General features: G+C 40.5%; 14 protein-coding genes. 6 read left to right on the top strand and 8 right to left on the bottom strand.

The features are described 5' to 3' along the window. Positions 1–40: 40 nt before the first annotated feature. On the bottom strand, positions 41–2,890 hold the full coding sequence (locus E4O07_RS03825) for a right-handed parallel beta-helix repeat-containing protein (protein ID WP_253687492.1): 2,850 nt from the start codon (positions 2,888–2,890) through the stop codon (positions 41–43). A 306-nt stretch (positions 2,891–3,196) separates the two neighbouring features. Between E4O07_RS03825 and E4O07_RS03820 the strand changes: the two genes are divergently transcribed. After that, positions 3,197–4,075: an Rpn family recombination-promoting nuclease/putative transposase gene (locus E4O07_RS03820; protein ID WP_253687491.1), complete on the top strand. Its 879-nt coding sequence runs from the start codon at positions 3,197–3,199 to the stop codon at positions 4,073–4,075. Between the two features lie 222 nt (positions 4,076–4,297). Here E4O07_RS03820 and E4O07_RS03815 read toward each other — a convergent pair whose 3' ends face one another. Genes E4O07_RS03815 through E4O07_RS03800 form a run of 4 tightly spaced genes read right to left on the bottom strand, consistent with a single transcriptional unit; the run spans position 4,298 to position 13,101 of the window. Next, complete coding sequence (locus E4O07_RS03815; protein WP_253687490.1) at positions 4,298–7,207, bottom strand: leucine-rich repeat protein; 2,910 nt, start codon at positions 7,205–7,207, stop codon at positions 4,298–4,300. 45 nt (positions 7,208–7,252) lie between these two features. Further along, positions 7,253–8,467 (bottom strand): fibronectin type III domain-containing protein, encoded by a 1,215-nt coding sequence (locus E4O07_RS03810; protein ID WP_253687489.1) that lies wholly within the window; start codon positions 8,465–8,467, stop codon positions 7,253–7,255. Next, positions 8,457–11,237 carry a FecR domain-containing protein gene (locus E4O07_RS03805; RefSeq protein WP_253687488.1) on the bottom strand — a complete coding sequence of 927 codons (2,781 nt, stop codon included), beginning with the start codon at positions 11,235–11,237 and terminating at the stop codon, positions 8,457–8,459. The genes E4O07_RS03810 and E4O07_RS03805 overlap by 11 nt, the downstream gene beginning before the upstream one ends. Next, entirely contained in the window at positions 11,191–13,101 is a 1,911-nt protein-coding gene (locus E4O07_RS03800) for an adenylate/guanylate cyclase domain-containing protein (protein ID WP_253687487.1), read from the bottom strand. Before E4O07_RS03800 ends, E4O07_RS03805 begins: the two co-directional genes overlap by 47 nt. A gap of 148 nt (positions 13,102–13,249) precedes the next feature. Between E4O07_RS03800 and E4O07_RS03795 the strand changes: the two genes are divergently transcribed. Together E4O07_RS03795 and E4O07_RS03790 are read left to right on the top strand one after the other, a co-directional pair. After that, positions 13,250–13,660: a hypothetical protein gene (locus E4O07_RS03795; protein ID WP_253687486.1), complete on the top strand. Its 411-nt coding sequence runs from the start codon at positions 13,250–13,252 to the stop codon at positions 13,658–13,660. Between the two features lie 23 nt (positions 13,661–13,683). Next, positions 13,684–16,434 (top strand): hypothetical protein, encoded by a 2,751-nt coding sequence (locus E4O07_RS03790; RefSeq protein ID WP_253687485.1) that lies wholly within the window; start codon positions 13,684–13,686, stop codon positions 16,432–16,434. 33 nt (positions 16,435–16,467) lie between these two features. Here E4O07_RS03790 and E4O07_RS03785 read toward each other — a convergent pair whose 3' ends face one another. Both E4O07_RS03785 and E4O07_RS03780 read right to left on the bottom strand, forming a co-directional pair. Continuing rightward, positions 16,468–17,214 (bottom strand): lysophospholipid acyltransferase family protein, encoded by a 747-nt coding sequence (locus E4O07_RS03785; protein WP_253687484.1) that lies wholly within the window; start codon positions 17,212–17,214, stop codon positions 16,468–16,470. A gap of 25 nt (positions 17,215–17,239) precedes the next feature. Continuing rightward, positions 17,240–19,360 (bottom strand): ATP-dependent DNA helicase, encoded by a 2,121-nt coding sequence (locus tag E4O07_RS03780; protein ID WP_253687483.1) that lies wholly within the window; start codon positions 19,358–19,360, stop codon positions 17,240–17,242. Positions 19,361–19,516: 156 nt separating this feature from the next. Between E4O07_RS03780 and E4O07_RS03775 the strand changes: the two genes are divergently transcribed. Together E4O07_RS03775 and E4O07_RS03770 are read left to right on the top strand one after the other, a co-directional pair. After that, positions 19,517–20,395, top strand: coding sequence for an Rpn family recombination-promoting nuclease/putative transposase (locus E4O07_RS03775; RefSeq protein WP_253687482.1), 879 nt, complete (start codon positions 19,517–19,519; stop codon positions 20,393–20,395). A 16-nt stretch (positions 20,396–20,411) separates the two neighbouring features. Next, the gene (locus E4O07_RS03770; protein WP_371921950.1) at positions 20,412–21,686 is read left to right on the top strand and encodes an OmpA family protein; all 1,275 of its coding nucleotides are present in this window, start codon (positions 20,412–20,414) and stop codon (positions 21,684–21,686) included. Here the strand turns inward: E4O07_RS03770 and E4O07_RS03765 are convergent. Beyond that, the gene (locus E4O07_RS03765) at positions 21,683–23,074 is read right to left on the bottom strand and encodes an aspartate ammonia-lyase (protein ID WP_253687480.1); all 1,392 of its coding nucleotides are present in this window, start codon (positions 23,072–23,074) and stop codon (positions 21,683–21,685) included. The two genes, E4O07_RS03770 and E4O07_RS03765, sit on opposite strands and share 4 nt — an antisense overlap. Before the next feature lie 306 nt (positions 23,075–23,380). On the opposite strand from E4O07_RS03765, the gene E4O07_RS03760 reads away from it, so the two are divergent. Then, positions 23,381–25,093 carry a YifB family Mg chelatase-like AAA ATPase gene (locus E4O07_RS03760; RefSeq protein ID WP_253687479.1) on the top strand — a complete coding sequence of 571 codons (1,713 nt, stop codon included), beginning with the start codon at positions 23,381–23,383 and terminating at the stop codon, positions 25,091–25,093. Positions 25,094–25,173 lie beyond the last annotated feature (80 nt).

Here is a 25,173-nt window from a genome sequence, read left to right as displayed (position 1 = left end):
ATTTTCTAGTTTGTCAATCGGAAAACTAGCCAATTAAAATTTATCGTTTTCTAAGATGACCGTCATCACTAATAAACCATGCTTGATTATCTTGAGACGGGGCTACCCTTATGTTTGCTACCGCATCGGCCAAGGAGATGCCTGTATTGGGATCTACAAAAACGACTTGTTTACCTTCGACAGTATAATAATCGCTACCGAAGTCGAGATGCAGAGCGTATGCTTTATTATCGCAAACTTTGATGCAGCCTTTGTAATTATCTTCTCCTGCAGGGAAGATAAGCTTAATTTTTCCCGGAATGGCTATGGCCCCCCTTAAATTGAGGTAAGATGCAGGAACTTGCAGGCCTAAGATTGCCCCTCCTCCAAGACTTATTACCGGATCATCACTATCTCCTTGGATAGTCACATCCTCAAGACTTATATCCCCCGAATCGGATGATACAAGCTTTTTAACCCCGTTTACCCTTACATTTTTTAGTTTAAAACTTCCTTCAGTATCTGCAATCAGGACATAGGTATCATCTTTGCCGTTTTTTATCTCAAGATTTTCAAGAGTAACCAATCTGTCAGATGACAGGACACGGAACATAGTGCCGGTTTTATTGACATTTAATACTGCATCACCCATACCCCTTATGGTACAGGATTTACTCATAATTATTGCATTATTTAAATTCGGCATATATTCCCCTGAAAGATAAAGTATCTGTCCATTTTGCACACTATTCAAGGCAGTTACCAAGGTATTCCAATTATCTGTAGAGCTGCCTCCCGTTAAAAGTTTTTGAAGAAAGCCCCGATCATCGATTATCCATTTTTGCGATCCGCCGCTTGTAGTTTGAGGGCTTACGGTAAATTTGGACACTTGAGAAGCAAGGTTTACACTTGCAACGGATCCAAGCACCTTACGCTGAGAACCGCCAATAGTATAGTCTTTGGGCGTTATGCGGGCAACGTTTTCAGTTGTCAGAGGGCTTGCAATGCTTATAAATTTTTCGGACTTTTCAATGTAGATATCGTTTTTACCCTCTCCGGTGCTTGGCAGCTCAACAGAACCGCTCAATGTAAGAGTACCATCTTCGTAATAAACGGCACCGCCTTTATGACTTCCCTCTACCTCATTGTTTTCGAACTTGCAGTCTTTTATGTGAAGATTGCCCGATTTATGTAAAACGGCCCCTCCATCGGCATTTGATTTTTTACCGTTTTTAAGAGTAAGGCCTTCAAGACGAATATTTTTACCGTTTGCATTTATATTAAAAATGCGGTGATGATTAGAGCCCAAAGCGCTTGAATTTGCATTTATAGAGTCAACATCCTTTCCGGTTTTACCCCTTATGGTAATATCTTTATTTATTTCTATCTCCCCGTGATTACCGGCTCCGCCTGAAGAATTCGTTGCCTTAATTTCGCCTCTTACTATAAGGGTTCCGCCGGCTTCAGTTTTTTCTTCGACGGCTTTTTTTAAGATTCCCCATACGGGTACATCAGGGGCAGTATCACCGTTTACCCCTCTTATTACCTTATAGTATTTGACAAAGGATTCACTGTCATCAAACCCTGATAAAAATGCGTATGATTCAAGTCTGTAAACAACTTCCTCTGATTTTGCCGATAATTCAACAAAAGTTTCGTTTCCTCCCGATACGGTAGAATCAGAAAACAATTGAAATCCGGATTCGGTTTTTCTGTAAACATAAGTCTTGATTTCAAGCCCAGCCGCAACAATAGAGTCATGTATATTAACCTTTATCTTAAGCCGTATATCGTTTCCGTATGCAGTATATATGGGAATAGCATTTTCTGCACTTGAACCGTCAGGCTGTCCGTCTTGAGTTCCGTTCAGCAAAGCAGTGCTGTCGGCCGGTTGACCTACAGGAGTGTACACACCGGACTCAAACACATTGTTCATATCATTGGAAAAGCTAATCTTAGGATCCGGAAGTTTAAATTTGTTTGTGGTTTTTGTGCCGGGCAGAGAAAAAAGGCCTTTTTCATCCTTAAGCCATACATTATAGGTTGTCTGAGGGCTATTTGTAGATACCTCCACATCGGTTTTTAAGCAAATTACCCAAGGACCTGCAGGTAGAGGGTCGGGAGACATTCCCGCGGGAACCTGGTCATTTTTTAAGCTATTTGTTTTGCCTAAGGATATTAAAACTTCCGAAGCTTCCGAAATATCAAAGCCGGTATTAGAGCTATTAAATTTAAGAGGATAAGTAGCAGTCGGCTCATTCCCTTTTTTTATGTATATTTCCGAAAGATCTTTATGGAGCAGCTCAGTATTATTGTTTATCTTTTTATCGATACCCTCAGGTTTAAAACACAAAACATAGTAGTCCTTTCCGCCATCAGAATACTTAAGCAGGGCTATGCCTTTCGGTTCAGGAAGTATGCTGTTTGCCCTCAGTTTAGAACTGCGAGAGCCGAATTTTCTTCCTTCTCTATTGTAAAGCGTTATTGAGGCACTTAAATTTTGACTGCTCCATTCAGATTTTTCCAAAAAAGCCTTTTTATATATGAGCCGGACTTCGTTAGTTTGTGTTTGCTTAAACTCGTAATCAATACCGTGTACCGGAACAGCTCCGCTGCTTCCTTGAACACCGTCTTCAAAGACAACTATGTCTGAAGGAGCTCCCAAATCTGCCGGGGTTTTAAAGGTGTAATTTTGAGGATTCACTAGTTTTAAAGTTATGGCTGCATCATCATTGCTTGCCACACAGGGATAACCGTCTATATCATTGGATGATGAGGGCAATACGATATCAATAATATGAGCACTTGAAGACCAATACTCAAGGTCTTTTTCGATATCGGCTACAAACTGCTTACAGCCTGCAAAAAGGATAAATGAAATTCCTGTAATTAAAAATAATTTTTTACGCATTTTTATCCCCATTCAAAATATTAATTTTCAAGGGTAATTTTTTAATTTAACCGCAACGAACGCAAAGGCCGCAAAGATTTTTTTAAACTTTACTTTTAAATTCATTGCAGTTTAATGCCTCTGCCTTTATTATAATCCGTTTTGTTCTATTTTGTAAAGGGGAAGCACGCTATACTTACTGCCGATAAGCGAAAAAGGGGCCAAAAATATTTTTCAATTTATTTACTATATATTGCAAACAATCCCTACAATAATTATGAAAGGGGAATTTTTTCTTCTTTTAAAAAATTATTAGAGGGATTAAATATGGAAAAAATCTTTAAAATTACGCTCCGCAACGACTACGCATTTAAGCGTATATTCGGCACTGAGGAAAACAAAGATGTCTTGCAGGACTTACTGGAATGTATTTTAGATATTCCAACTGAAAATATCGCGGGCTTGGAACTTATGGATAAGGAGTTTCATAAGGATTCAATAAGCGATAAAAGCGGTGTCTTAGACGTAAAACTACGCCTAAAAAACAACACAATTATCGACATCGAAATTCAAAACAGGTGGAACAGTGAATTTGTCCGGCGTACTATATTTTATTGGGCTAAAATGTACACGGAAAACTTAAAAACAGGTGAAGTGTATACAAAACTGCCTAAATGTATTACAATAAACATAGTGGGTGAAGGCTTTGATTTAAACAATCTTATTCACAGCGAGTATAATGTAGTTGAAAAACACTTAAACGATAAGCTTTCCGATGAGCTTGAAATCCACTTTTTAAACCTTGCCAAGGTTAAAGAACAGGATAAAAATATTGAGCAGGATGAAAAGAAAAAGAAACTTTATAATTGGCTGAAATTTATTGAAACCGATGACTCGGAGGTGAGAAAGATGTTGGCACAAGAATCGCCTGTGATGGCAAAAGCAAATAAAACGATAGAAGTCATGATGCAAGATCCAAAAGAAAAATGGCTTTATGAAAACCGAATGAAATACGAACATGACAAAGCTTCGTGGAAGTATGTAGGCTATCAAGAGGGTATAGAAGCAGGAATACAACAAGGTCTTGATAAAGGAGCTTACGAAGCCAAACTTGAAACTGCCAAGCTGATGAAGTTGAAAAATTTGGATTTAAGTTTAATAAAAGAAATATCGGGCCTTTCAATTGAAGAAATCGAAAAACTATAGCAAGGCGGCGAAGCGCTAAGGCCTTATAGGTGTGAACTGTCCACCATTATAGGGGTGGACGGTCTTACCCTATGGGGTAAGACCTGCTTACCTTATGCACACCCTGATCCCGAGCGATACTAGAGGCTCGTTCCGAGCGGAAGTCTCTCGCATAGAGGCATGCGAGGCCCTCGTTCCGAACGATACGAGGGGCTCGAATAAGGCGATGCGGGCCGCCTGCAATTAAAAGCCGCTAAACTTATTTGCCGTTGTTCCCATCGTAGTTGCATTGCTCCGGTAAGTGCCAAGCTGCCCTGAAGGAACCTTTATGCCGCCTTCTTCCAAAGCGCTACAGCCGGAAAAGGCATTATTAAACGCCGGGGAACCGTTAATGTTGTACGAATTGTAATCACAATAAAGCTTAACGCTTCTCATACTTGAGCAGTTTTCAAAACACTTCTGCATATTATTAACATCTTTAGGAATATCGGGACCTATGGCTAAAGCCGTACAGCCGTAAAAACAGTAACTCATATTCTTAACGCTTGCAGGGATAACGGGAGCTTGGGCTAAACTTGTACAATCGGAAAAACAAGCCTCCATACTCGTAACTTTTTTTGCCTGGATAATGGGAGCTTGGATTAAACTTGTGCAGCCTCTAAAACAGTTACTCATATTCGTAACACTTACAGGAATATTGGGAGCTTGGGTTAAACTTGTACAGTCTAAAAAACAGCTGGTCATATTCTTAACGCTTAGAGGGAGAACGGGGACTTTGGTTAAATTGGAACAGCCTCTAAAACAGCTGCCCATATTCTCAACGCCTTTAGGGATACCGGAGACTTCGATTAAACTTGTGCAGCCGTAAAAACAGAAACTCATATCGGTAAGATCCTCTACCCTTTCGGGCAGTATCAATGAAACCTGTTTGTCAGAGTTGTCATTTAAGACCACTCCCAAGTCGCTCGGACTACCCGGAGTAGGTGTGGAGGTTCCTTTTAAGTTTTCATTTGTTAGTCCTGTTACTTTTATAAGGTTTACCTCAGCAGCGGAAGCGTGAGGAGAACCAAGATAGGTACCCAATTTGTCAAAGGGAATTACTGCGGCATCTTTTGTCAATTTACCGGTATTTTTTATTTTCCATTTTTGTATACCGATGTTGAGTATGGGCTCATCTGTTACGGTGAATTTCTCATATCCTGACGCTAACCCCGATCCGGCCAAAACCTGTGTGACAGTGTTATAAGGCTGCGGCGTTATTCGGGCAACTATGCCGCTTTGAGAAAGCGAGCTGTCCATACTGATTTTTGTATTGTTGATAAGATAGACATCGTTTTCCCCCGGTGTGTTTGCAAGAGCACCTGTAGACGGGGTAATCATTGCGTCATCATACATACTAAAATTTCCGTTTACGATATACACGGCCCCTCCGTTTACGGCATTGCAATCTTTTATTGAGGAGTTTCCTTTCATAGTGAAATTACCGCTGCTTGAAATACCGCCTCCATTTCCGGGTACGGCCTTACAGTCTTTAATAATTACATTGTTAATAATGAGAGTTCCTCCATTATTTATACGCACTGCACCTCCGCTTTCTCCCGAGTCAAGCTTTCCGTTTTGAAGTGTAAGATTATTTAGTATCAGCGTGTTAGCGTTTTGTACCAAAAAAATGCGGTTTTGCTCGTTGGCATCGATTGTTCCGCCTCCCTTTATGGTTACGGTTTCGTTTGAATTTCTATTTACTTCAATTTCTCCTCTGTTATTACCGCTTGCAGCAGCCGTTATTGTGGTAGTAACTTTTATTGTGTCTATCTCGGTGTTCTTTACGGCCTCTTTTAGTTCTTTCCATGTTTTAACCGTAATTGTCCTGCCGCGCACCTTATAATAAATCGTTTTTGTAGTTTGAGGCAGTCCTGCGGCAGTTGCCCTTATTACGGCCTTGTAGGTCTCTTCATATGAATCCGTAGGAACAGGAAGGTTGACGGTTATAGGGTTACTAACGGTACTAGAAAATACGGTTTCGTCGGAACCTACTTTTTTGACTTCACATCTTAGCGAGGCTGTTGTTGTACTTGTCGACATTGTAAGTTGTACATTATTTTGACCGCTTTTGGCCGTTATCAAATATGCAGCATTAGAAGTATTTTCGTCACTTAAATCAGGAACACTAGTGGTTCCTGTGGTTGGAACAAGAGTTACCGTAACGGGGGCTATGGTGTTTCCGGGGGTGGATAGTGTAACCTCTCCCGAATAAAGGCCTTTTTTGTCTTTTATCCTAACTTTATAATCGGTTTTTCCTGCCTTTATAGGTGTATCGGTTTTTAGGTACAAGAACCAAGAACCATGAGAAGGATAAACCGGCAGACTTACGCCTTCGACATCGCCAGATGTCAATGCGGCAGTACCATCACGCTTGATAAGGCAAAAAGGCGGAGCGCCTGAAGGCTGAACAGGAGAATTGAAACCCGTAGTTCCGTTTAGCGTAATTGGGTGTTCAAAGGACGCTCCGTGTCCTTTTTGTATCCATACCTTGTCAACATCGCTATGCAGGCGGTCCGTACCCTCTATTGGATACTCCGGCATATTTGGTACTTCAAATACAAGAACATAAACATTGTCTTTTTTAGCGCAGCCTTTATACTCAACCTTGGGCGGCGGGGTGTTTACTCTCAGCTTAAAGGAGTGAGTGCCGAAATTTCTTCCGTCTGTACTGTAAAGTTTAATGGAAGGGTTTAAGTCTGCTTTACCGTGTTCGTTTTTCTTTAAAAAAGCTTCTTTTAAAGTAAGTTTAAGCTCGCCATGTCCGTTTGGACTAAGGGTGTAATCTGTGCCGTGCACGGGGGGGGTACCCGGGCCTGAGCCTATTGCTCCGCTTGCAAAAACCGCAATATCCGAGGGAGCACCGGGATCTCCGGGAAATTGTAACCTATAATTTTTCGGGTTTATAATCTTGATTAATATTTCTTTATCCCCATCGCTTTTAATACAAGGATAGCCATCAGCGTCCGTACCGGCTGAAGGAATCACGGTATCCGTAACGATGACCGTTGATGCCCAATATTCAAAGTTTTTTTCGATATCGGCTAAAAACTGTTTACACCCTGCCAAAATAACAAGTGAAATTACTGCAATTAATAATAACTTTTTACGCATCTTTTTCCCTCCATTCGCACTTCGTCCTTCACCATTCGCATTTCTTTAAAATTCCCATCCGACAGACAGCGACGGCTGTACTATGTATTTGGGAAAGGCTTTCCTAAACGGAATTATATGATCGACATTTAATTCTATATATAATTTTTTATAAACATAAACCTGCAAGGCTGTACCGAAATTCATTGTCGGACCCCAGTACCAATATGAAGGACTTTGCAAGCCGGTAAAAACAAATTTTGTATCTACCATAAACGCGGTGCCGAAGCCTATGTGTGCATCAAAATTAAGAAGATGTCTTATTATAGGCTTCATGTAGACAGCCTGAATGCCTGTCAAAATAAAACCTGCGGACAGGGTATATGCATCTTCCTTATTTCTTAAATACATTCCCGAGCCGGTAAGGTTAAATCCGAAGTTTCCGTAAGAGCGCTTTATCGGTACAAGGCTGAACCTTAAAATACCGCTTAAGGCCGCAAAATCTTTTTTAAAATATTTCTTAAGTACGCGGTTACCTGCAAAACCGTTAAAGGCATAACCTCCTGAAAGAAAAATATCCAAAGGTTTTTGAAATCTAAAAACAATCGTCTGCTTTGAATCTTTTAAACCGCTCGGGTCTGTAACAACAAATCTATATTGCCCCGGATTGATTCTCAACATATTAAAACTTATTTTTGCCTTAGTTCCGTCGGGACTTATCTCCACAATCTTACCTAAAATCGGCGTTCCGCCTTCTTTTTGAAGGGCAAAGGTTGTCTCTTCCCTAAAATGCTTACCTGAAAGGTTTACAATATTGCTGTAATCCTCATCAAAATATATTGCATCAGGCGAAACGGATGAAGTCTCAGGCTGAAAAGCCAAAAGGATGTCGAAATAGCGGTCTGCACTTACAGTGTCAACCTGCCCCAGAAGATTTATAACCTTTATCCTGTACCGATAATTACCGTGAGGCAAAGAAACCTCGAGAGAATTTTTATTTAGTTTCTTTTTATCCACAATAATCCACTTGCCGCTTTTTTCTTTTTTTTCAAGCTCAAACTCAAAATGCAAGATTCCTTCTACATTTTCCCAAGAAAGGGTTTGATAAAAAACAGTTTTTTTTCCCTCGGTGCCTATAATATAATTTTTCTTTACCTCGGGACTTTCCGATGTATTAACTTCATTTTTAACCTTACCGTCTTGAGAAAAAAGGTTTAAGCAAGCAGCAAACATTAAGGACACCATAAAATATTTTTTAGCAAAAAAATTTTTATCTTCCATAAAGAACTCCTGTTTCATCCGTTTCTACGTTATCTTTTTTGGGTAAGTCAATATCAAACCTCTTTTTTGAAACAATACCGGTTTGAAAAGTCAAACCGCTTTCAAGCCGTCTTTGCGCAACAACTTCAACAAAAAAGGCTCCGCGGGATAAGCGCTGAATATCTTTAAATTCATAGACAATATCCCTCTCCCCCTTTGCCGGAATTTCGGTATTTAAAATTGCTCTATTCTTTTCATTATATACCCGTAAAATATAATGAGTTGCCTTATCAACAGCCTTCCATTTAAAAACTATACTTCTGTTTGCCGAAAAGAACGAAACGCCTAAAACTTCTTTGTCTTTTGGGAATATAAATTGAGCCTTAGCCAGGGGCGGAATCGGTAAAACCGTAAAGGCTGCATAGTCTTTGGATGAAATATCGAAACCGTCTTCCGTTTCGGCCCTTACCTTCCATCGGTATCTTCCTGCCGTTAAAGGAGGAAGCTGAACCTTATAACCAGTATCTTTTAATGTAAACACCGGAGTCCGCACACCGATTTTTTCCAAAATAAATTCGACTCCTACAGGCGGATGAGCCGATGACCATTCGGCCTGAGAAGGATTAAGAGCCGCCTCTATACCGTCAATCTTATCACCCGGTGCAGGTTTTATAAGTACCACAGGCTGCAGATGCTTTGCCGTAAAGGTATGGGCTTGCGAAAGACCGAACATTCGGCTCGAATTTAAGCCGGCATTTGCAAAAGCCTGTATATTCAATATATAGTCCCCGTCTTCAAATTTATTCATATCGATTTCAATCTCGGTATTTAAAGCAAAAAGGTCTTCATATAAGGGAACGGAATCCGAAGTCCTGTCTGTAAGTTTTACCTGATAATAATCGGCACCTTCAACCGGCTTCCAGCCGAATTTACTTTTATGTTTTGGAACGATTACAATATTTTTCTTTGCATCGCTTAAATCAGGCTTATCGAGAAGAGGTATTACGTTTAGTTTTTTTACCTCGGATATATATTGCTTTCCGTCCAATTCGCTATAAACGCGCCAATACCATTCGCCTTCAGGCAAGCTGACTCCGTCAGTTCCTAAACCCTTAACCGTTTTATTGACCGTAAGTTTTTTAAAATCCTTGGTATTTGAAACCTGAAAAATCTGCTCCGAATCAAAATTAGTCTTCCATGTAAAGAAGGTATCTCCTGTTAAGGCATCAAGTAAATTATAATCATTAGGAGGAAAAACGGAGCGTAAAATAATCTCCGAATCCATGGTTTTAAAAAACGCAACATCGCTTATACCTATCTCATTGTCCTTTGCATCAAGGGAGGCAACCGTCATATAGTAATCGCCGTTAGGCAAGAATTTTGAAGCTTCTTTTAACTCTATATAGCTTGTTATAACGATGTTGTCTATAAGAATATCGGTCATGGCCTTATCACGGGCTATCTTTACCCTGTATTTTGCAGCATCCAAATTAGGTTTCCAAGAAAAGGTAAGACCCTTTCCTTTCGAGGTATCCATAATACTTTTCATGTGAAGAAGCTCCGGCTTTTCGCCCTCTTCGGTTTTTTTGATATAAAAAACCGAAACTGCAGAAGCTTGGGCCGTAAATGAAGAATCGAACCCGTATTTCGGAACTACGCGCCAATACCATGTTCCCTCCGTCAGCTCTGACAAGGTAAAAGATTCGGAGCCGGAATTTTTACTTATTACCGGATTTTTCATTTCCTTATTGTCTGCAATTTCGACAGTGTAGAATGAAGAAAGTTCATTTCCTTCCCACAAAAATCTGATATGGGGAGGATTAGCATTATAAGCAAAGGTCTTTTCCGATTCGGGCAAAAGGGCTGCAGGAGCCGGAGCCTTGATGACCGTAAGTTTTCCCGATAAGGTCTCTTCACTTTCAACGCCCTCCTTGGCCGAGTATAAGCGCCAATAAAGAGCGCCGGAATCATGCTTAAGCGTAAATTCCTTTAAGCCGCTTACATCATATTTTTTTGTATCTATGCTGAAATTGCTTAAAGGCGAGGTTTCAAGAAAAATTTCTTCATCATTGGAAAAGGAAGATTGCCACTTAAATTTAATTTCAAGTCCAAAATTATCCCGCGACTGATTTAAAAGTCTCGTACTTTTACCCGGACTTATCATAACCAGTTTTGCCTTTTTTCCCTGCTGTAAGACAGAGCCGGCTTCTAAAATTTCTTTTTCTCCGGTTTTATCTCCCGTAAAAGAAACGGAGCCTTCTTCTACAGCCAACCGAAGGCTTTCTTCACCTGCCTTTTGAACATGTAAGACTGAACCTTTTTCGATACTGATATCTGCATTATCCGACTTTAAGCGTAGATTATTGTTAGCGGTTTTTGCCGATACCGAACCCGAATTTAGGTTAAGCTCGGATTCTTTGTTTTTTTTACCGAAAATCTGAACCATAGTATTCGAGTCTACTTCAACTACGTTGCTTGCTTCTTCATCCCCCAAAAAATGAATGGTTGCAGAGGCCTCATTAGCCGTTCTTATAGTATCCCCGTCATAAAGATAAGAATTTTGAACGGGACGGTCCCATACTGCCCTGTCTTTGAATTTACGCTGAACGGTTTTGTATTTATAATTAACTATAGCTATCGGTGTATCAAAATGTTCAAAGGTTCTGTTCAGCTCCCTTACAAACAAAAACAAATCAAAAAATATAACCAGCAGGGATACTGCAACCACAGCGAGGTCTAAGAGCTTACTGTTTGTTTTGGGCTTGAATGTTGTATTTCTTTTCGTCTTCATTTAAATCCACCTTATTCAAATCCGGAGTAGGAATTCCCAGTTTTTCTCTAATTTGAGCCAAGCTCTTAGGTCCTTTCTCTCCTGCACCGGGAATACCTGTTTCTTCAGGCATATTTATAACCGCAAACATTCTTAAAGGAGCCGATTTTCCTTTAACCGTAACGGACGGCATTTCTTCAACAAAGACCTTATCTTTTACAAGGTTATAAGTATTTTCGGTAATAAGAATATCCGTACCCAAGGGTTTGTTTAAGGCTTCGGTTCTGGATGCAAGGTTCACGGCATCTCCTATTACCGTGTACTCCATTCTCTTTTTTGAACCTATCTGACCGGCAACAACGGGTCCTGAGTTAATACCGCATCCTATACGGATAATAGGCTTTTTGTCTCCGCCTCTTCCCCTATTAAAGATAATCAGGGCAGCCCTCATCCTTAAAGCAGCCCTTATACAGTTCAAGGCATCTTCTTTCGGACTTCCTGCACTTGTGGGAGCACCCCAAACTGCCATAACCGCATCTCCTATAAATTTGTCTACAACTCCGTGGGTATCGTTTACACATTCTACCATCTGGGTCATATACTCATTTAAGAACTCTACAACCTCATTCGGTTCGAGTTTTTCGGAAATAGCCGTAAAGGATCGGATGTCAGAGAAGAATATAGTCGTTTCCTTTGTTTCGCCGCCGAGTGCAAGCTCTCCTTTCATGGCAAGCTCTGCAATTTCCTTGTTTATAAAGCGGCCGAAAGAGTCCTTAAGCCTTTCTCTTTCAGCCAAACCCTTGCCCATCCTGACAAAGCTCTTTGTTAAAAGACCTATTTCATCCTTTGTCTTAGCCTTTAGATCAAGCTCATAATTACCCTGCTCGATTTCGCCGGCTGCGGCAGCGAGCACCTTAACAGGCGAACTTATCGATTTTGAGAAAAACCAGATAAGAAGGATTGCAAGCGCTAAAACCGCAACACCCAAGGTAACGTTTTTAAAGGTTGATCTTAATACGGGCTCCAAAACCTTATCGGCCTCGGCCGTGGTAAGAACGGCAAGATCTGCTATCGAAAGTTTTTTATAAGCCCCGAACTGTTTTTTTCCTTCCTTGTCGGTAAAAAGGATCTGCCTGTTCATATCTCCTTTTTCACGCATCTCCAAAAAGAGTTTTGAGTCCCGCACATTAATTCCGTTTTTGGTAAGCTCAAAATCGGGGTGAATTAAAATATCGCCTAGGTTGTTTACAAGATAGGTTGTTTGGAGTTTTCCCGTACCTATGTGCTCGGATAAGGTTTCGGCAGAAAAGAAGACTATCAAGCTCTGGTCCAGGCCTTTCTCTTTGTACGGATAAAAAAGAACAAGTATGGGTTCTCCAAAAAAAGGAGAAGCGTTCACGACCTGACTTATTCCTTTTTCGGCTTGAATAGCCGTTTCCATTTCTTTTTCGATAAACTCGTCTATAACCGGAGGTTCAAGCTCACGGGAAAGGAAAAAATTGGTACTAACGAGTTTTCGATAAAGACGTTTATCCATTCTTGAATCGGTAACTGCAATTGCCGCTACCTGAGGATTTCTTTCAAAATAAAAGTTAGCCGTCTGTTTTGCTATGCCTGATCCGGTTTCAGTCGAGTTAAGGACATCCAAGAATAAAAAAGCATTTGCCTTTATTGAAGACAGCTCTTTTTCTGCGGCCGCTCCGGCTTGAAAATTAACGGTTCTATTACTCTCTTCAGACATGGTCTGAATATCCTCACCTACAAACCAAGACACAAGTCCCGTTATGGTTCCCAGAGAAAATATAACCAAAATCGAAATAATGGTTATCAGCTTAGCACCAATCGAGAATTTTACCTTCTCATTTAAGCCTTCATTTTTTAACATAAATTTCTCCCAAAATTATCCTATCCATACATTTTATCACAAAAAAACAAAATCTGCAATTGTATACATAAAAAAATTATTGGTCTAAAGCAGATTTTAAAAATTCCGATAATTTATTTAGAAATAAAAGTTTTTATGGAGGAAATAGATGGTTTCAAACAGCTCGCCGCTTCAAGCTCTTTCTCAACTTGCAATGCCTAAGATTTCGGCAGGCGGAAGAGCTTATGTGCCCGTCAAAGCAAGCCAAGTACTCTACTCTCATTTTAAATACGTTTCAGGTTTTGCGCAGGCCCAAGGCCAATCGGGCATGAGCATAGACAAGCTCAGAATCTTAAACTCCATAATCGACCAGCTTGTATCCATGAAAACCAACGGGGCTCAAAAAGCAAGGCTTACGGAATCGGCAGCCGCTCAGCTGGAGTCTGAAATGACCGAAAATCAAATAGACGGGCTTTTAGATTACTACCACAATCAGATTAAAAATACGATGATACAAACGGAAAACATAGGCTACGGAGGTACTCCTCTTCCGGCAGCCGTACTCGACTTGACAGCCTAAGTTTTTTTACGCATAATTGCGTAATGCAACACAAAAGAAGAATCGTTTTTTTTATTTCCTTATTTTTCATAGGTGAGCTCATACACTTAAATGCAGAAAATCTTTTTGTTCAAAAAACAAAATACTTCGATATTATTTACTCTTCAAGCTCCGAAAAAACGGCAGCCCTGATTTCGGAATATGCAGATAATTATGCCGAAGAAATTTCCCAAAAACTAAACCGCAAAATTCCAAAAAGAATGCCCATCTATATTGAAAGCGGAAAGGAGGCCTTAAACGGCTATTATACCTTTTTTCCGTATCGCAGGATTGTTCTTTTTGACACGCTCCCTGAAGAGGGTCACTTAAGCAATTTAAGCGATATAATTTTAAAAGTTCTCTATCATGAATTAACCCATGCAATTTCGCTTACGTATTTTTTGCCCCTCCTTCCCATGTCCTTTACCGAAGGTGTTGCCGTTTCATATGAAAGTATGGATGAAGGTCAAGGAAGACTAAACGATCCTTTGATAATGCACCATCTAATGCAGGCGAGACTTGACAATTCAAGTCCTTCATGGAAAGAGGCAGCGGGAGCGAGGGATGTCTACCCCGGAGGACTTTGGCCTTATATTTACGGCGGAGCCTTTGCCCAATATCTTCAAAAAATTTACGGGATGGAACCCTATGTAAAATACTGGGCCAATCCTCTTTCTTCTTTTCCTAAACACAAAACAAAAAAGATTTTTAATAAGGAGCTTGATACGCTTTGGAACAGTTTTTTGGAATCGATTCACTTTCCCGAAAAGGCCCTTCGTCCGCAAAATCCTATTAAGGCGAAATCGGGGTTCAGTCTTATTGCAAGCTCTAAAGACGGCTTTGCCTGTTTTGATTTTACAACCAAAAACGTAATATTTGTTGACGATTCAGGAAAAGAAGAAAAACTTTTTACGGCGGAACCTAGTCTTTCTTTTTTAAGTTTTTCGCAAGACGGAAAATTTCTTTTGGTCAGTGATTTAGTGAACTCTCCTCTCGGCGAACACAATAGGGCAAGAATCTTTGACATAGATAAAAAAAAGTTTTCGGATAAGGAGCTTACGTCTTTAAGGTATGCATCCTTTTGCGGCGAAACGCTTTGCGGAATAGAAATAAAAAGTCAGTTTTCGGAGCTTGTTTTAATCGATAAAAAATCTTTCGAAAAAAAAGAAGCCCTATTAAAAGCCGGGCCGGGGCTTCCCTATTCGGCTCTTTACAATCCCGTATTTGCAGGTAAAAACAAAATCGCCCTCATTGCAGCCGACGGCATAAAGCGGGATATCTTGACAATAGACACGGTTTCAAAAAAAATACAAAGGCTGGAGCCCGAAACACCTCTTCCCGCAATAAGGTATTTGCAAAGCAATAATTCCGAAGAAGAACCTGTTTTAAGTTTTTCATGGGCCGATAAAAACAATCTTTACCGATCGGCTTTTGTTAATTTAAAAACAAACGAATTAAAAGTTTTAGAAAAAGATATTTCGGGAGGAACATTTTTTCCGATAGTAAAACAAAAAAATGGAACTAAAGAATATGAAATTATCTATGCCGGAGTTTTTACAAAATACAATTCGCTTTATAAAATAGATTCTTCTTTTTTTACGGAAAGAAAAGCATCTTTAAAAGCCTTTGATATTTCAGATCAAGAAACTAAAACCAAAATTCCCAATACGGATATTTTAACAAAGGATAAATATAATTATTTTTCATGGATACATAAACCCTTTCCTCTGCCCATCATTGATTTTTCGGGACTTTTAAGAGAGAGAAAAGACATACCGATAGGTATAAAATTATATTGGAATGATCCTACAAATCTTTTATATTTTGAAACCCTTTCTCTTTTTTATTTTAAGCCGTTTTTTTATGAAACATCTATTTTACTAAAGGCTGAAACAAGACCGGCCAATATTAAGATTAAATTTTATGATGAAAATAAATTTTTTAAATTTAGAAGAATAGGAAGCACTATAGAAAGCGAATTATTCTTACCCTTAAATTCTTTTTATCACAATGTATCGGGAAGAGCCGGGTTATCTATTGAAGGCTTTAGTTTTTTTAATTCTGCCGATAAAAAGGCAAAAACTCTCTACGAACAAAAATTGGGAAATCCGGTTTTATCGGAAGAACTATCCGCCGTTTATACCTATCAAAAATCGTCTCAAAGATTAAATACAAATTTTTTTACAAAAGATTTTATAATGGTTCAGGCAGCCGGCGGATTAAAACACGGCTTCCATTTTCCTTCAAAAACAAATGCATTTGCACTACAGACTTTCACAGCTTTTAGGCCGCCTCTTGTTCCGATCAAACTGAACTTGAGTTCGTATTTCGGATACAATGCCTTTGCCCTCCCGCACACCGGCGGCTACGGTTTTTTTAGAAGTACTGCCCTAATGGGTATGGCTTCCTATCTTCCGAATATGAGCGAATATGAGAACGTAAAAAAAATTATCCGCCCGGGAAAGATAAATTACGGATTCGGCTTTGAGGGAGAGGTAAATATTTTAAGTTATGATATTCAAACAGGAAGCTCATGGCTTCCCATATTTTTTAACAGGCTAAATATCACAACAGGATACAGAACCGTTTTTAATTTTTTGGACGGAGGAAAAAATAAGGCCGATATTTATCGGTCGATATACGGCAAGTTCTATATGATAATAAGCTCAGCCGCAAACATCGGTATAGAATATGCTCACCCATTAGAAAAAGTAAAGATAGGAAAATTTAAGGCTATTGTAGAGATAAGATTTTAAACCCTGTTCCAACCCCGTAACAGGGCATGGAGTTTATGCACGCCACTCGTCAAGCTGGGCTTGAATGAGGGCCTTACCCTCTTCAAGAATCTTAATCTGTTCTTCCTTTGTTTGAGGGGCATCATAAATTTTTAAAAGTTTAACACGGTATGCGCCGCCTTTTAAGTTTTTCGCCATCCTCGTCAATGAAGAAATCTTCCAGCCTCCGTCAACGGCGCAAACAGCTACGGGCATGGGAGCTGCATTTAAAAGCCTGCGGAATCCTGCAGCATGGAAGGTTTTTAATTCGCCGTCCTTTGAGCGGGATCCTTCAGGAAAAATAACGGGAATCAGATTATTTTTTACAACATGGTCTGCAAATTTATCTACAGCCTGCATAGCCTGAGTCGGGCTTCCGGTTCTTTTTACCAAACAATGTTTTCCGCTTTTGAGCATGGGAGAAACCAAAGGTACATTGTGCCCCAGCTCTTCCTTTGCAACAAAGCGGAGCCGTGTACCGTTATAATAGTTCATGTGTACCACTATGTCTAAAAGACTTTGGTGATTGGATATAACCAGATATTGTTCAGGAAGACGGTTTGTAAGACTGTAATCTCCTTCAAATTTAAAACCTATATAGTGCTTAAAAACTGCAAAAAGTAAGCGCGGAGCAGGCCTTACAATTACTTCGCTGTTAACCCAATCACAGCCCCGTCTGTAAACGGAATGAAATACACCGATGAGTACAGCCCTCCAAGATAAGATAACCAAACAACATAAAATCGCAATAAGAGCACCCATTTCCTTCTCCCATAAAAACTTTTGATTAATTATACAAAAAATCTTCTATTTTGTTCAATACGGCCCTTGTCTCCGAAAAACATTGAATCGTCGGAGGAATGCTTTGAATAAATATCGAACCGTAACGCTTTACTAAAATTCTTTTATCCAAGACGGTAACTATACCTCGGTCGGTATTCGATCTCATAAGACGGCCGAAGCCCTGCCTGAATTGTACAACGGCTTCGGGAACGCTCAGCTGCATAAAAGAATTTCCGCCCGATTTTTCGATTAAGTCTGCACGGGCCTTAAATATGGGCTCAGTCGGAACCGCAAAGGGGAGTTTAACCAAGATTACATGGGAAAGGGATTCTCCCGGAACGTCCACTCCTGCCCAAAAGGAAGATGTTGCAAAAAGGCAGCTTGTAACATCGTCTTTAAATTCGTATAAGAGCTGCATCCTGTCAGCCTCGCCCTGTTTTAAAATTTTTATCTCTTCAGCAATATGCTCCCTAACATACTCGCAAGTTTTTTGAAGAGAATCGTAAGAGGTAAACAAAATAAGGGTTTTGCCTTGGGTTATTTCCAATAAGGCGAGGACGGTCTCGTTTACCGCATCTTGAAAATTATTTTCATCCGGCATCGGGATGTCGGTCGGAATATTAAAGACAACATTTTTTTCGTACGGAAAGGGAGAAGGAAAAAAATCTTTGATGATTTTCTTTTCGGTAAAATTATAAAGATCGTTTCTGTTAAGCCAAAAGTTAAAATCTTCTCCTATTTTTAAGGTGGCGGAAACACAGATTACGGTTGCCATGGGCATAAAAACCGAACGCCGCATTATCGGAGCAAGGTTTAACGGAGTTTGAATAAAGCGGACGGCCTCCCCTTGCGAAGTTTTTATTTTTTCGAACCAAAAAACATCATTCGGGAATTCGCTCCTCGCTAAAAAGTTTTCCATTACGGAAGCCATTTTTTTTAAGCGGCGCAGGATTACAAGGCCGTCCCTTATACAGCCTTCTTCGTCTTCCTCCCCATCGGCTGCATTAATAAGGTTTTCAAGTTTTATATTAAGGTTGTTTATGTTTTTAAAAAAATTATCTACACAAGATAAGAGCCTTTCCGTTTCATCGCTTGAAGTTTGAGTGAGGCTCTTTGACTGATAGCTTTGAAGAATCTGCAAGGCTTGTTCTTCGAGAACATTAAAGGAAGCAGAGCAAACTTCGAGGAGGTTTATGATTTCGGTAAAGAGTTCAGCCTTTTTGGATATTGAAACTATGCCGCTTAAAATACCGGACTGCTTGCCGCGCCTAAAGCGGTAAAGTAAATTGATTTGCTTGTGCAAGGCAAAGCGGGAAATCTCGCTTGAAAAAAAACTTTGAGCGGCATCTTCGATTCCATGGGCTTCGTCTATTATTATGTTGTCGTAAGAAGGAAGAACTGCCGTCCCCTGATAGCCGAAGCCTTCGGCCCTCACTGAAAGGTCGGCAAACAAAATATGGTGATTTGCAACCAATATTGATGAGTTTTCGGCCTCGCGCTTTAGCTTCATCACAAAGCAGCCCGAAAAATAGGGGCACTTGTTCATCGGGCAATTATCGGGCTCGGAACAAACCGTAGACCAAACCTTTTCCGACGGCATAAAATCAAGATCGGAGCGGCTGCCGTCCTTTGTTTCCGTTGCCCATTCTTTTATCTTTTCGAGTTCTTCCTGCCCTTCAGTAAAAAAATCGTTTTCCCTCAATGCCTGACTCATCCGGCGCAGGCACAAAAAATTATGCCTCCCCTTTACAAGGGTCGCCTTCATATCCTGAAAACCTTTTCCCAAAATTTTCTTTGCAGTGAGGACATCCTTTTCGATGAGCTGCTGCTGCAAGTTTATGGTTCCCGTAGAAATTACAACGCGTTTTTTATTTTGTTTTGCCCACATCATTGCAGGCAAAAGATAGGCAAGGCTCTTTCCTACCCCCGTTCCTGCCTCAAAAACGCCTATAGCCTCTTCATTAAAGCAGCGGCAAATGGACTTTGTTAAGGCAAGTTGAGGTTGGCGGGCTTCATATTTTTCAAAAAAAGAAGCAAGGGGGCCGCCCTCATCCAAAAGAGAAGAAACCTTTTTAGGGTCGAGGGGCTTTATCTCATCAAAATAATCATCGTCAAAGTATTCCATTTATTTAAAAGACCTATCACTCAAGACGCCGATTTTATCATATTTTCCGGCCGATTTCAAGGCCGGATTTTACTATTTATTACAAACTATTTTGATAATAATTATGAAAGGAGAATAATTTTTCTTCGTTCAAATAGTTTTTATGAGAGGTAAGAAATGGAAAAACTTTTTCACATTACCCTCCGAAATGACTATGCATTTAAGCGAGTATTCGGAGTGGAGGAAAACAAGGATGTACTACAGGATTTATTGGAATGTATACTGGATATTCCGCCTGAGAGCATCGCAGCGTTGGAGCTCTTAGATAAGGAGTTTCATAAGGACTCTATAAGCGATAAAAGCGGTATTCTAGATGTAAAATTGAGTCTAAAAAACAATACGATTATTGATATCGAAATACAAAACAGGTGGAACAGCGAGTTTGTTCAGCGTACTATCTTTTACTGGGCTAAAATGTACACCGAAAACTTAAAAACAGGGGAAGTGTATACAAAATTACCTAAATGTATTACAATAAACATAGTGGGTGAAGGCTTTGATTTAAACAATCTGATTCACAGCGAGTATAATGTAGTTGAAAAACATTTAAACGATAAGCTTTCAGATGAGCTTGAAATCCACTTTTTAAACCTAGCCAAGGTTAAAGAACAAGAAGAACATATTGAATACGATGAAAAGAAAAAGAAACTTTATAATTGGCTTATGTTTATAAAAACAGATAGTCAGGAGGTGCGTGATATGTTGGCACAAGAATCATCAATGATGGCAAAAGCAAATGCGACAATAAACATAATGGAAATGAGTCCCAAAGAAAAATGGCTTTATGAAAACAGAATGAAATATGAACACGATAAAGCTTCGTGGAAACACATCGGTTATCAAGAAGGCGTTACACAGGGTATTCAGAAGGGCTTTGCTGATGGGGCCTACCAAAACAAACTCGAGACAGCTAAACTATTAAAGCAGCTGGGAGATTCAAGCCAAAAGATTGAACAGGTTACAGGACTTAGTAAAGAAGAAATAGAAAAACTGTAGAAAGGCAAAAAAGCTAATGACATTTTGGAATTTAAAGGCAAAACACCCCTTCACAAAAAAGTTCTTCTTAATTTGTCTCATTTTGATTTTTTATTTAAACCTTCTTTTGGCCCAAGAAAATTTATCACAAGGAAAAATAATAATTACGGAAAGAGCCGATTACTCCGTTTATGTTGACGGAAAATATGCAGGGCTTACTTCCAGAGAAACGCGCCTTTACATGAGCGAAACAAATCTCGGTACCGGAGCCGGCTATCTTTACGAAGGAGAAGCCTTTGTTCTTCAAAAAAGCCGAAAAAACGGACATAAAGCTGCCTTGCCTATAGATTCAATCTTACCTATTTCTTTTAAATTTATTCCGGCACAAGATGAAGAAGATATAGAAAATCCTTACCAGCCGCAAATCTTTACGGAAGATGAAGGCTATCCCCTTTTAAGGAATTTTCCTATTTTGCCCGAAAAAGCTTTTACTCCGGAGGATGTAGGAAAAACATGGAAAGGGAAAAGCACTATTGCCGTAAAACCCAAACCCGAAAAAAATGCTACTCGAATCCCCGTAAACGCCGGTTTTAAGTATAAGGGAAAAACTATTTTTAACGGCAAAAGTGTTAACCATGTAGAAGCAGCCTTCGGCCTGCGGTATAAGGGTACCGATATACTTGGCGATGAAGAACTTATAAGATCGGAAGGCGGAAGAAAGGCAGACATCTACCTTGACGATGCAAAGAGACCCATTTTTATACGCGAAAAAATAGATGAAGAGTTTTTTTATTCCGGCGGAAAAAAAATAAAACACCGAGGCTTTTTGCTTCATTTTTATTCTTACACGGGAAATTCTCCTATTCAAGGTTACTACGCACAAACATCGCCTTCTCAAAATATCCCCTCAAAAGAGAAAAATATTGAAATTACTCCCAATAAGGATTTTGAGGTAAGCAAAACAAAACGAGGCACAATGCTGAAACTTAAAAATCTTCAATTTGAACCTGATAGAGCGGTTCTTTTAAAAGGAGAAGAAGCGAAGCTTGACGAGATTGCAAAAATTTTAAAGGAGTCGGACGGCAGTTTCTTTTTTGTGGAAGGACACACAGCAGATGTCGGCAGACCTGAAGAAGAAAAAATTCTATCCCAAGAAAGGGCTAAGACCGTAATCGAAAAACTTACAGAAAAGGGAATATCTGCGGAAAGGTTTATTTATCAAGGTGCCGGCGGAACAAGGCCTCTTGCTCCGAACGGCACCGAAGAAGGACGCACCCAAAATAGACGCGTCGAAATAACGATTATAGACTAAAGTTTTCTGGGCTTTGTCATGTTTTCGGGTTTTAAAACCTCGTCCAATTTTTCTTTTGAAAGAAGACCTCTTTCCAAAACAAGCTCGTAAACGCTGCGGTTGTCGCGCAAGGCTGTCTTTGCAATATCGGAGGAAGCTTCATAGCCGATGACGGGGTTTAAGGCAGTAACCAAGCCGATGCTTCGGTGAACGCTCTCCTTACAATGCTCATAGTTTCCTATAATGCCTGTAACGCATCTTTCTCTCAAGGTCTTCATAGCATTTATAAGAAGCTTAATAGACTCGAAGACAGAATAAATCATAACCGGTTCAAAAACGTTGAGCTCGAGCTGGCCCGACTCGGCAGCCAAAACAACGGCAGTATCGTTTCCGATAACCCTGTAGCAAACCTGATTTACAACTTCCGGGATAACGGGGTTTACCTTTCCGGGCATGATAGAAGAACCGGGCTGCATCGGAGGAAGGCTTATATCGTAAAGTCCTGTTCTGGGTCCAGAAGAAAGAAGGCGTAAGTCGCTGCATATCTTTGAAAGTTTTGCAGCAAGGCGTTTTAATTGTGAAGAATAAGTTACAAAGTCGGAGGTGTCGTTTGTGGCGGCAATCATATTCTTTGCAGCCTTTAAGTCGAGCCCCGAAATCTTTGCCAAATGAGAGGTTACCTTAGGCGTATAGTTAGGATCCGAGTTGATGCCTGTTCCGATAGCAGTGGCTCCCATGTTTATGGTGTGAAGATTTTCCCTTGCAAATTGAATCTGAGGAATTTCGCTTTCCAAAGAAGCGGCATAGGATTCAAACTCTTGGCCGAGGGTCATGGGTACGGCATCTTGAAGCTGAGTTCTTCCCATCTTTATATTGTCGCCGAGCTCTTCAGCCTTTTTTCTAAAAGAAGAAACAAGGGCTTTGAGTTCATCGATAAGAGCCGGTGTATTTAGCGAGATACCCAACTTTGCGCCTGTAGGATAGGCGTCGTTTGTGGATTGGGCAAAGTTTACATGATTATTGGGATGACAGGGTGAATAAGTTCCCTTAGCCTTTCCTAAAATTTCGTTTGCACGGTTGGCGATAACTTCGTTTGCGTTCATATTGGTAGAAGTTCCGGCACCGCCTTGAATCATATCGACTACAAATTCCTTGTCGAATTTACCTTCGGCAACTTCTTTGCAAGCCTGAATCATAGCCTTGTAAACTTCATCGCTTAAATAGCCGAGCTCGTGGTTCGCCTCGGCTGCTGCCTGTTTTGTATAAGCAAGCCCCTTAATAAAATCGGGAAAATCACAGAGCCTTAAGCCCGTAATTTGAAAATTTTCAACACTTCGGAAAGTCTGAATGCCGTAATAAGCATCTTCCGGAATATCCAACTCTCCGAGCAAGTCATGTTCCCTTCGCATAAAAAAACTCCTATTCTATTGATAATTGTAAGCATTATAGTACTAAAATCAAAAAGGAACAAGGGGCAATGAAGCGTTTCGGCTATCTATTACCGTAAATCAACCAACCTCAAAATTCCAAAAACTTTCTTTTACAAATTATGCTACATAAAGTCTTTTTTTTCTAAAATAATAGTAGAACGGCATATCGAAAAAACTTGTTGTTTTTTCGATATGCCTGACGAGTTTTTCATAAGCCCTTACATTTTAACGGCTTATGAAAAACGTCGCAAATTTTGATTATTAAAAGATAGGAGAGATTTAGCAATGGAAATTTTAAGTTTTTCGTCATTCGGGTATGAAGGAGAATTGATTAAGGTTGAGGCGGATTTAAGGCGGGGCTTGCCGGTTATCGACATAGTGGGGCTCCCCGGTTCTGCCGTAAAGGAAGCGAGGGATAGGATGAGGGCTGCCATCAGGAATTCGGGGCTTGAATTCCCTTTAAACAGGATTTTGATCAATTTAAGCCCTGCCGATCAAAAAAAAGAAGGGAGCGGCTTTGATCTTCCTATTGCAATAGCCGTCTTAACTGCAAAAGAGGCAGCAAACAATTCTGATGCGGCAAAACAGGAAGCTCAAACCATCGTTCCAAAAGGTGAAGAGATGGCCGAAAAGTCCGTGATGATTATGGGCGAGCTTGAGCTTTCAGGCAGGGTAAGGCCTCTGCGCGGGCTCATAGGAGCCATCTCGGCAGCCCGCTCGCAGGGCATCAAATACTTTATCGTTCCGAAAGAAAACGAGGCCGAGGCCCTCATCGAAGAAGGCATCAGCGTATTCGGAGTATCAGACCTAATCGAAGCCCTGGAATTTTTTTACCAAATAGAAAGCGGCCGACTTGCAGAAAGGCCGAGCTGCTTCAAAAAAAAGAACTTTTCCGGTACAGAGGCAGTCCCTCTTTTTGTATGGAGCGATGAAGATAACGATGCACACAAAATAGAAAATTTCGATTTTCAAAAAGACGAAAAAAAAGGGCTCGGCTTGGTCAGGGGCTTTGAGGATATCCGCGGACAGGACAGTCTAATCCGTGCGCTCGAAATAGCGGCGGCAGGAGGACACAATCTCATAGCCTACGGGCCTCCCGGCTGCGGGAAGACTTTATCTCTAAGCCGCTTTCATCTCCTTCTCCCCGACATGGACGAAAAAACGGCAATGGAAACAACCCGCATTTACAGCATCGCAGGGCTTTTGCCCCAATCGGCACCGAACTCCCGCCTTTTAAAAAGACCGCCCTTTAGGATGCCCTCCCAAAATGCAAGTATGGAAGGCATCATCGGCGGGGCAGGAAAATGTATGCCGGGTGAGGTCTCCCTCGCCCACGGCGGAGTTCTTTTTTTGGATGAGGCGGCTCAGTTTAAGGCAAGCGTTTTACAAAGCCTCCGCTCTCCATTGGAAACGGGAAGCGTAACCTTGAGCCGTGCCGGAAGATCAAGTACCTTCCCTGCCCGCTTTCAGCTCCTCCTTGCCGTCAACCCCTGCCCCTGCGGAAACTTCGGGGCAATGGGAAAAATATGTACCTGCCTCCCCTACGAAATCGAAAAATATTGGAAAAAACTCACCGCCCCCCTCTTGGACAGAATCGACATAAGGGTTCCCGTCCTTCCGCCCAAACCTGAAAATATTTTGGCAGAGGCAAAATATTCTACCCAAACGATGAGACAAAAAATAAAGAACGCAAGGCTCATTCAATGGGAAAGATTAAGATTTATAAATAAGGAGAAAAAAGTGCAAAACACAATTTATGAAAACGCAAAACTCTCACCTCAAGAAACGGCAGAAGTTTGCAAAATGAGTGCCGAAGCGGAACGTTTTTTTTCTGCAATCGTAGAAGCAAAAAAACTTTCAGGCCGGGGAAGCCACGCCCTCTTAAAAATATCCCGCACAATAGCCGACATCGAGTCGAGCGAAAATATCTCATTGGCCCATATCGAAGAAGCGGCAGCTTTGAGACAGTGGATAAAATACCTTCCCGATTTTTTGTAAACGGTTTTAGTTCTTGCCCTTGAAGAATTCCGCTTAACTGTGATATAATCCTATTGATTTTACAAATTGCGGAGGACTTT

It is taken from the genome of Treponema sp. OMZ 798 (assembly GCF_024181385.1).
Classification (GTDB): Bacteria; Spirochaetota; Spirochaetia; order Treponematales; family Treponemataceae; genus Treponema_B.
The sequence above is the reverse complement of the archived record's forward strand: the minus strand, read 5'-3'. Positions and strand labels throughout refer to the sequence as shown.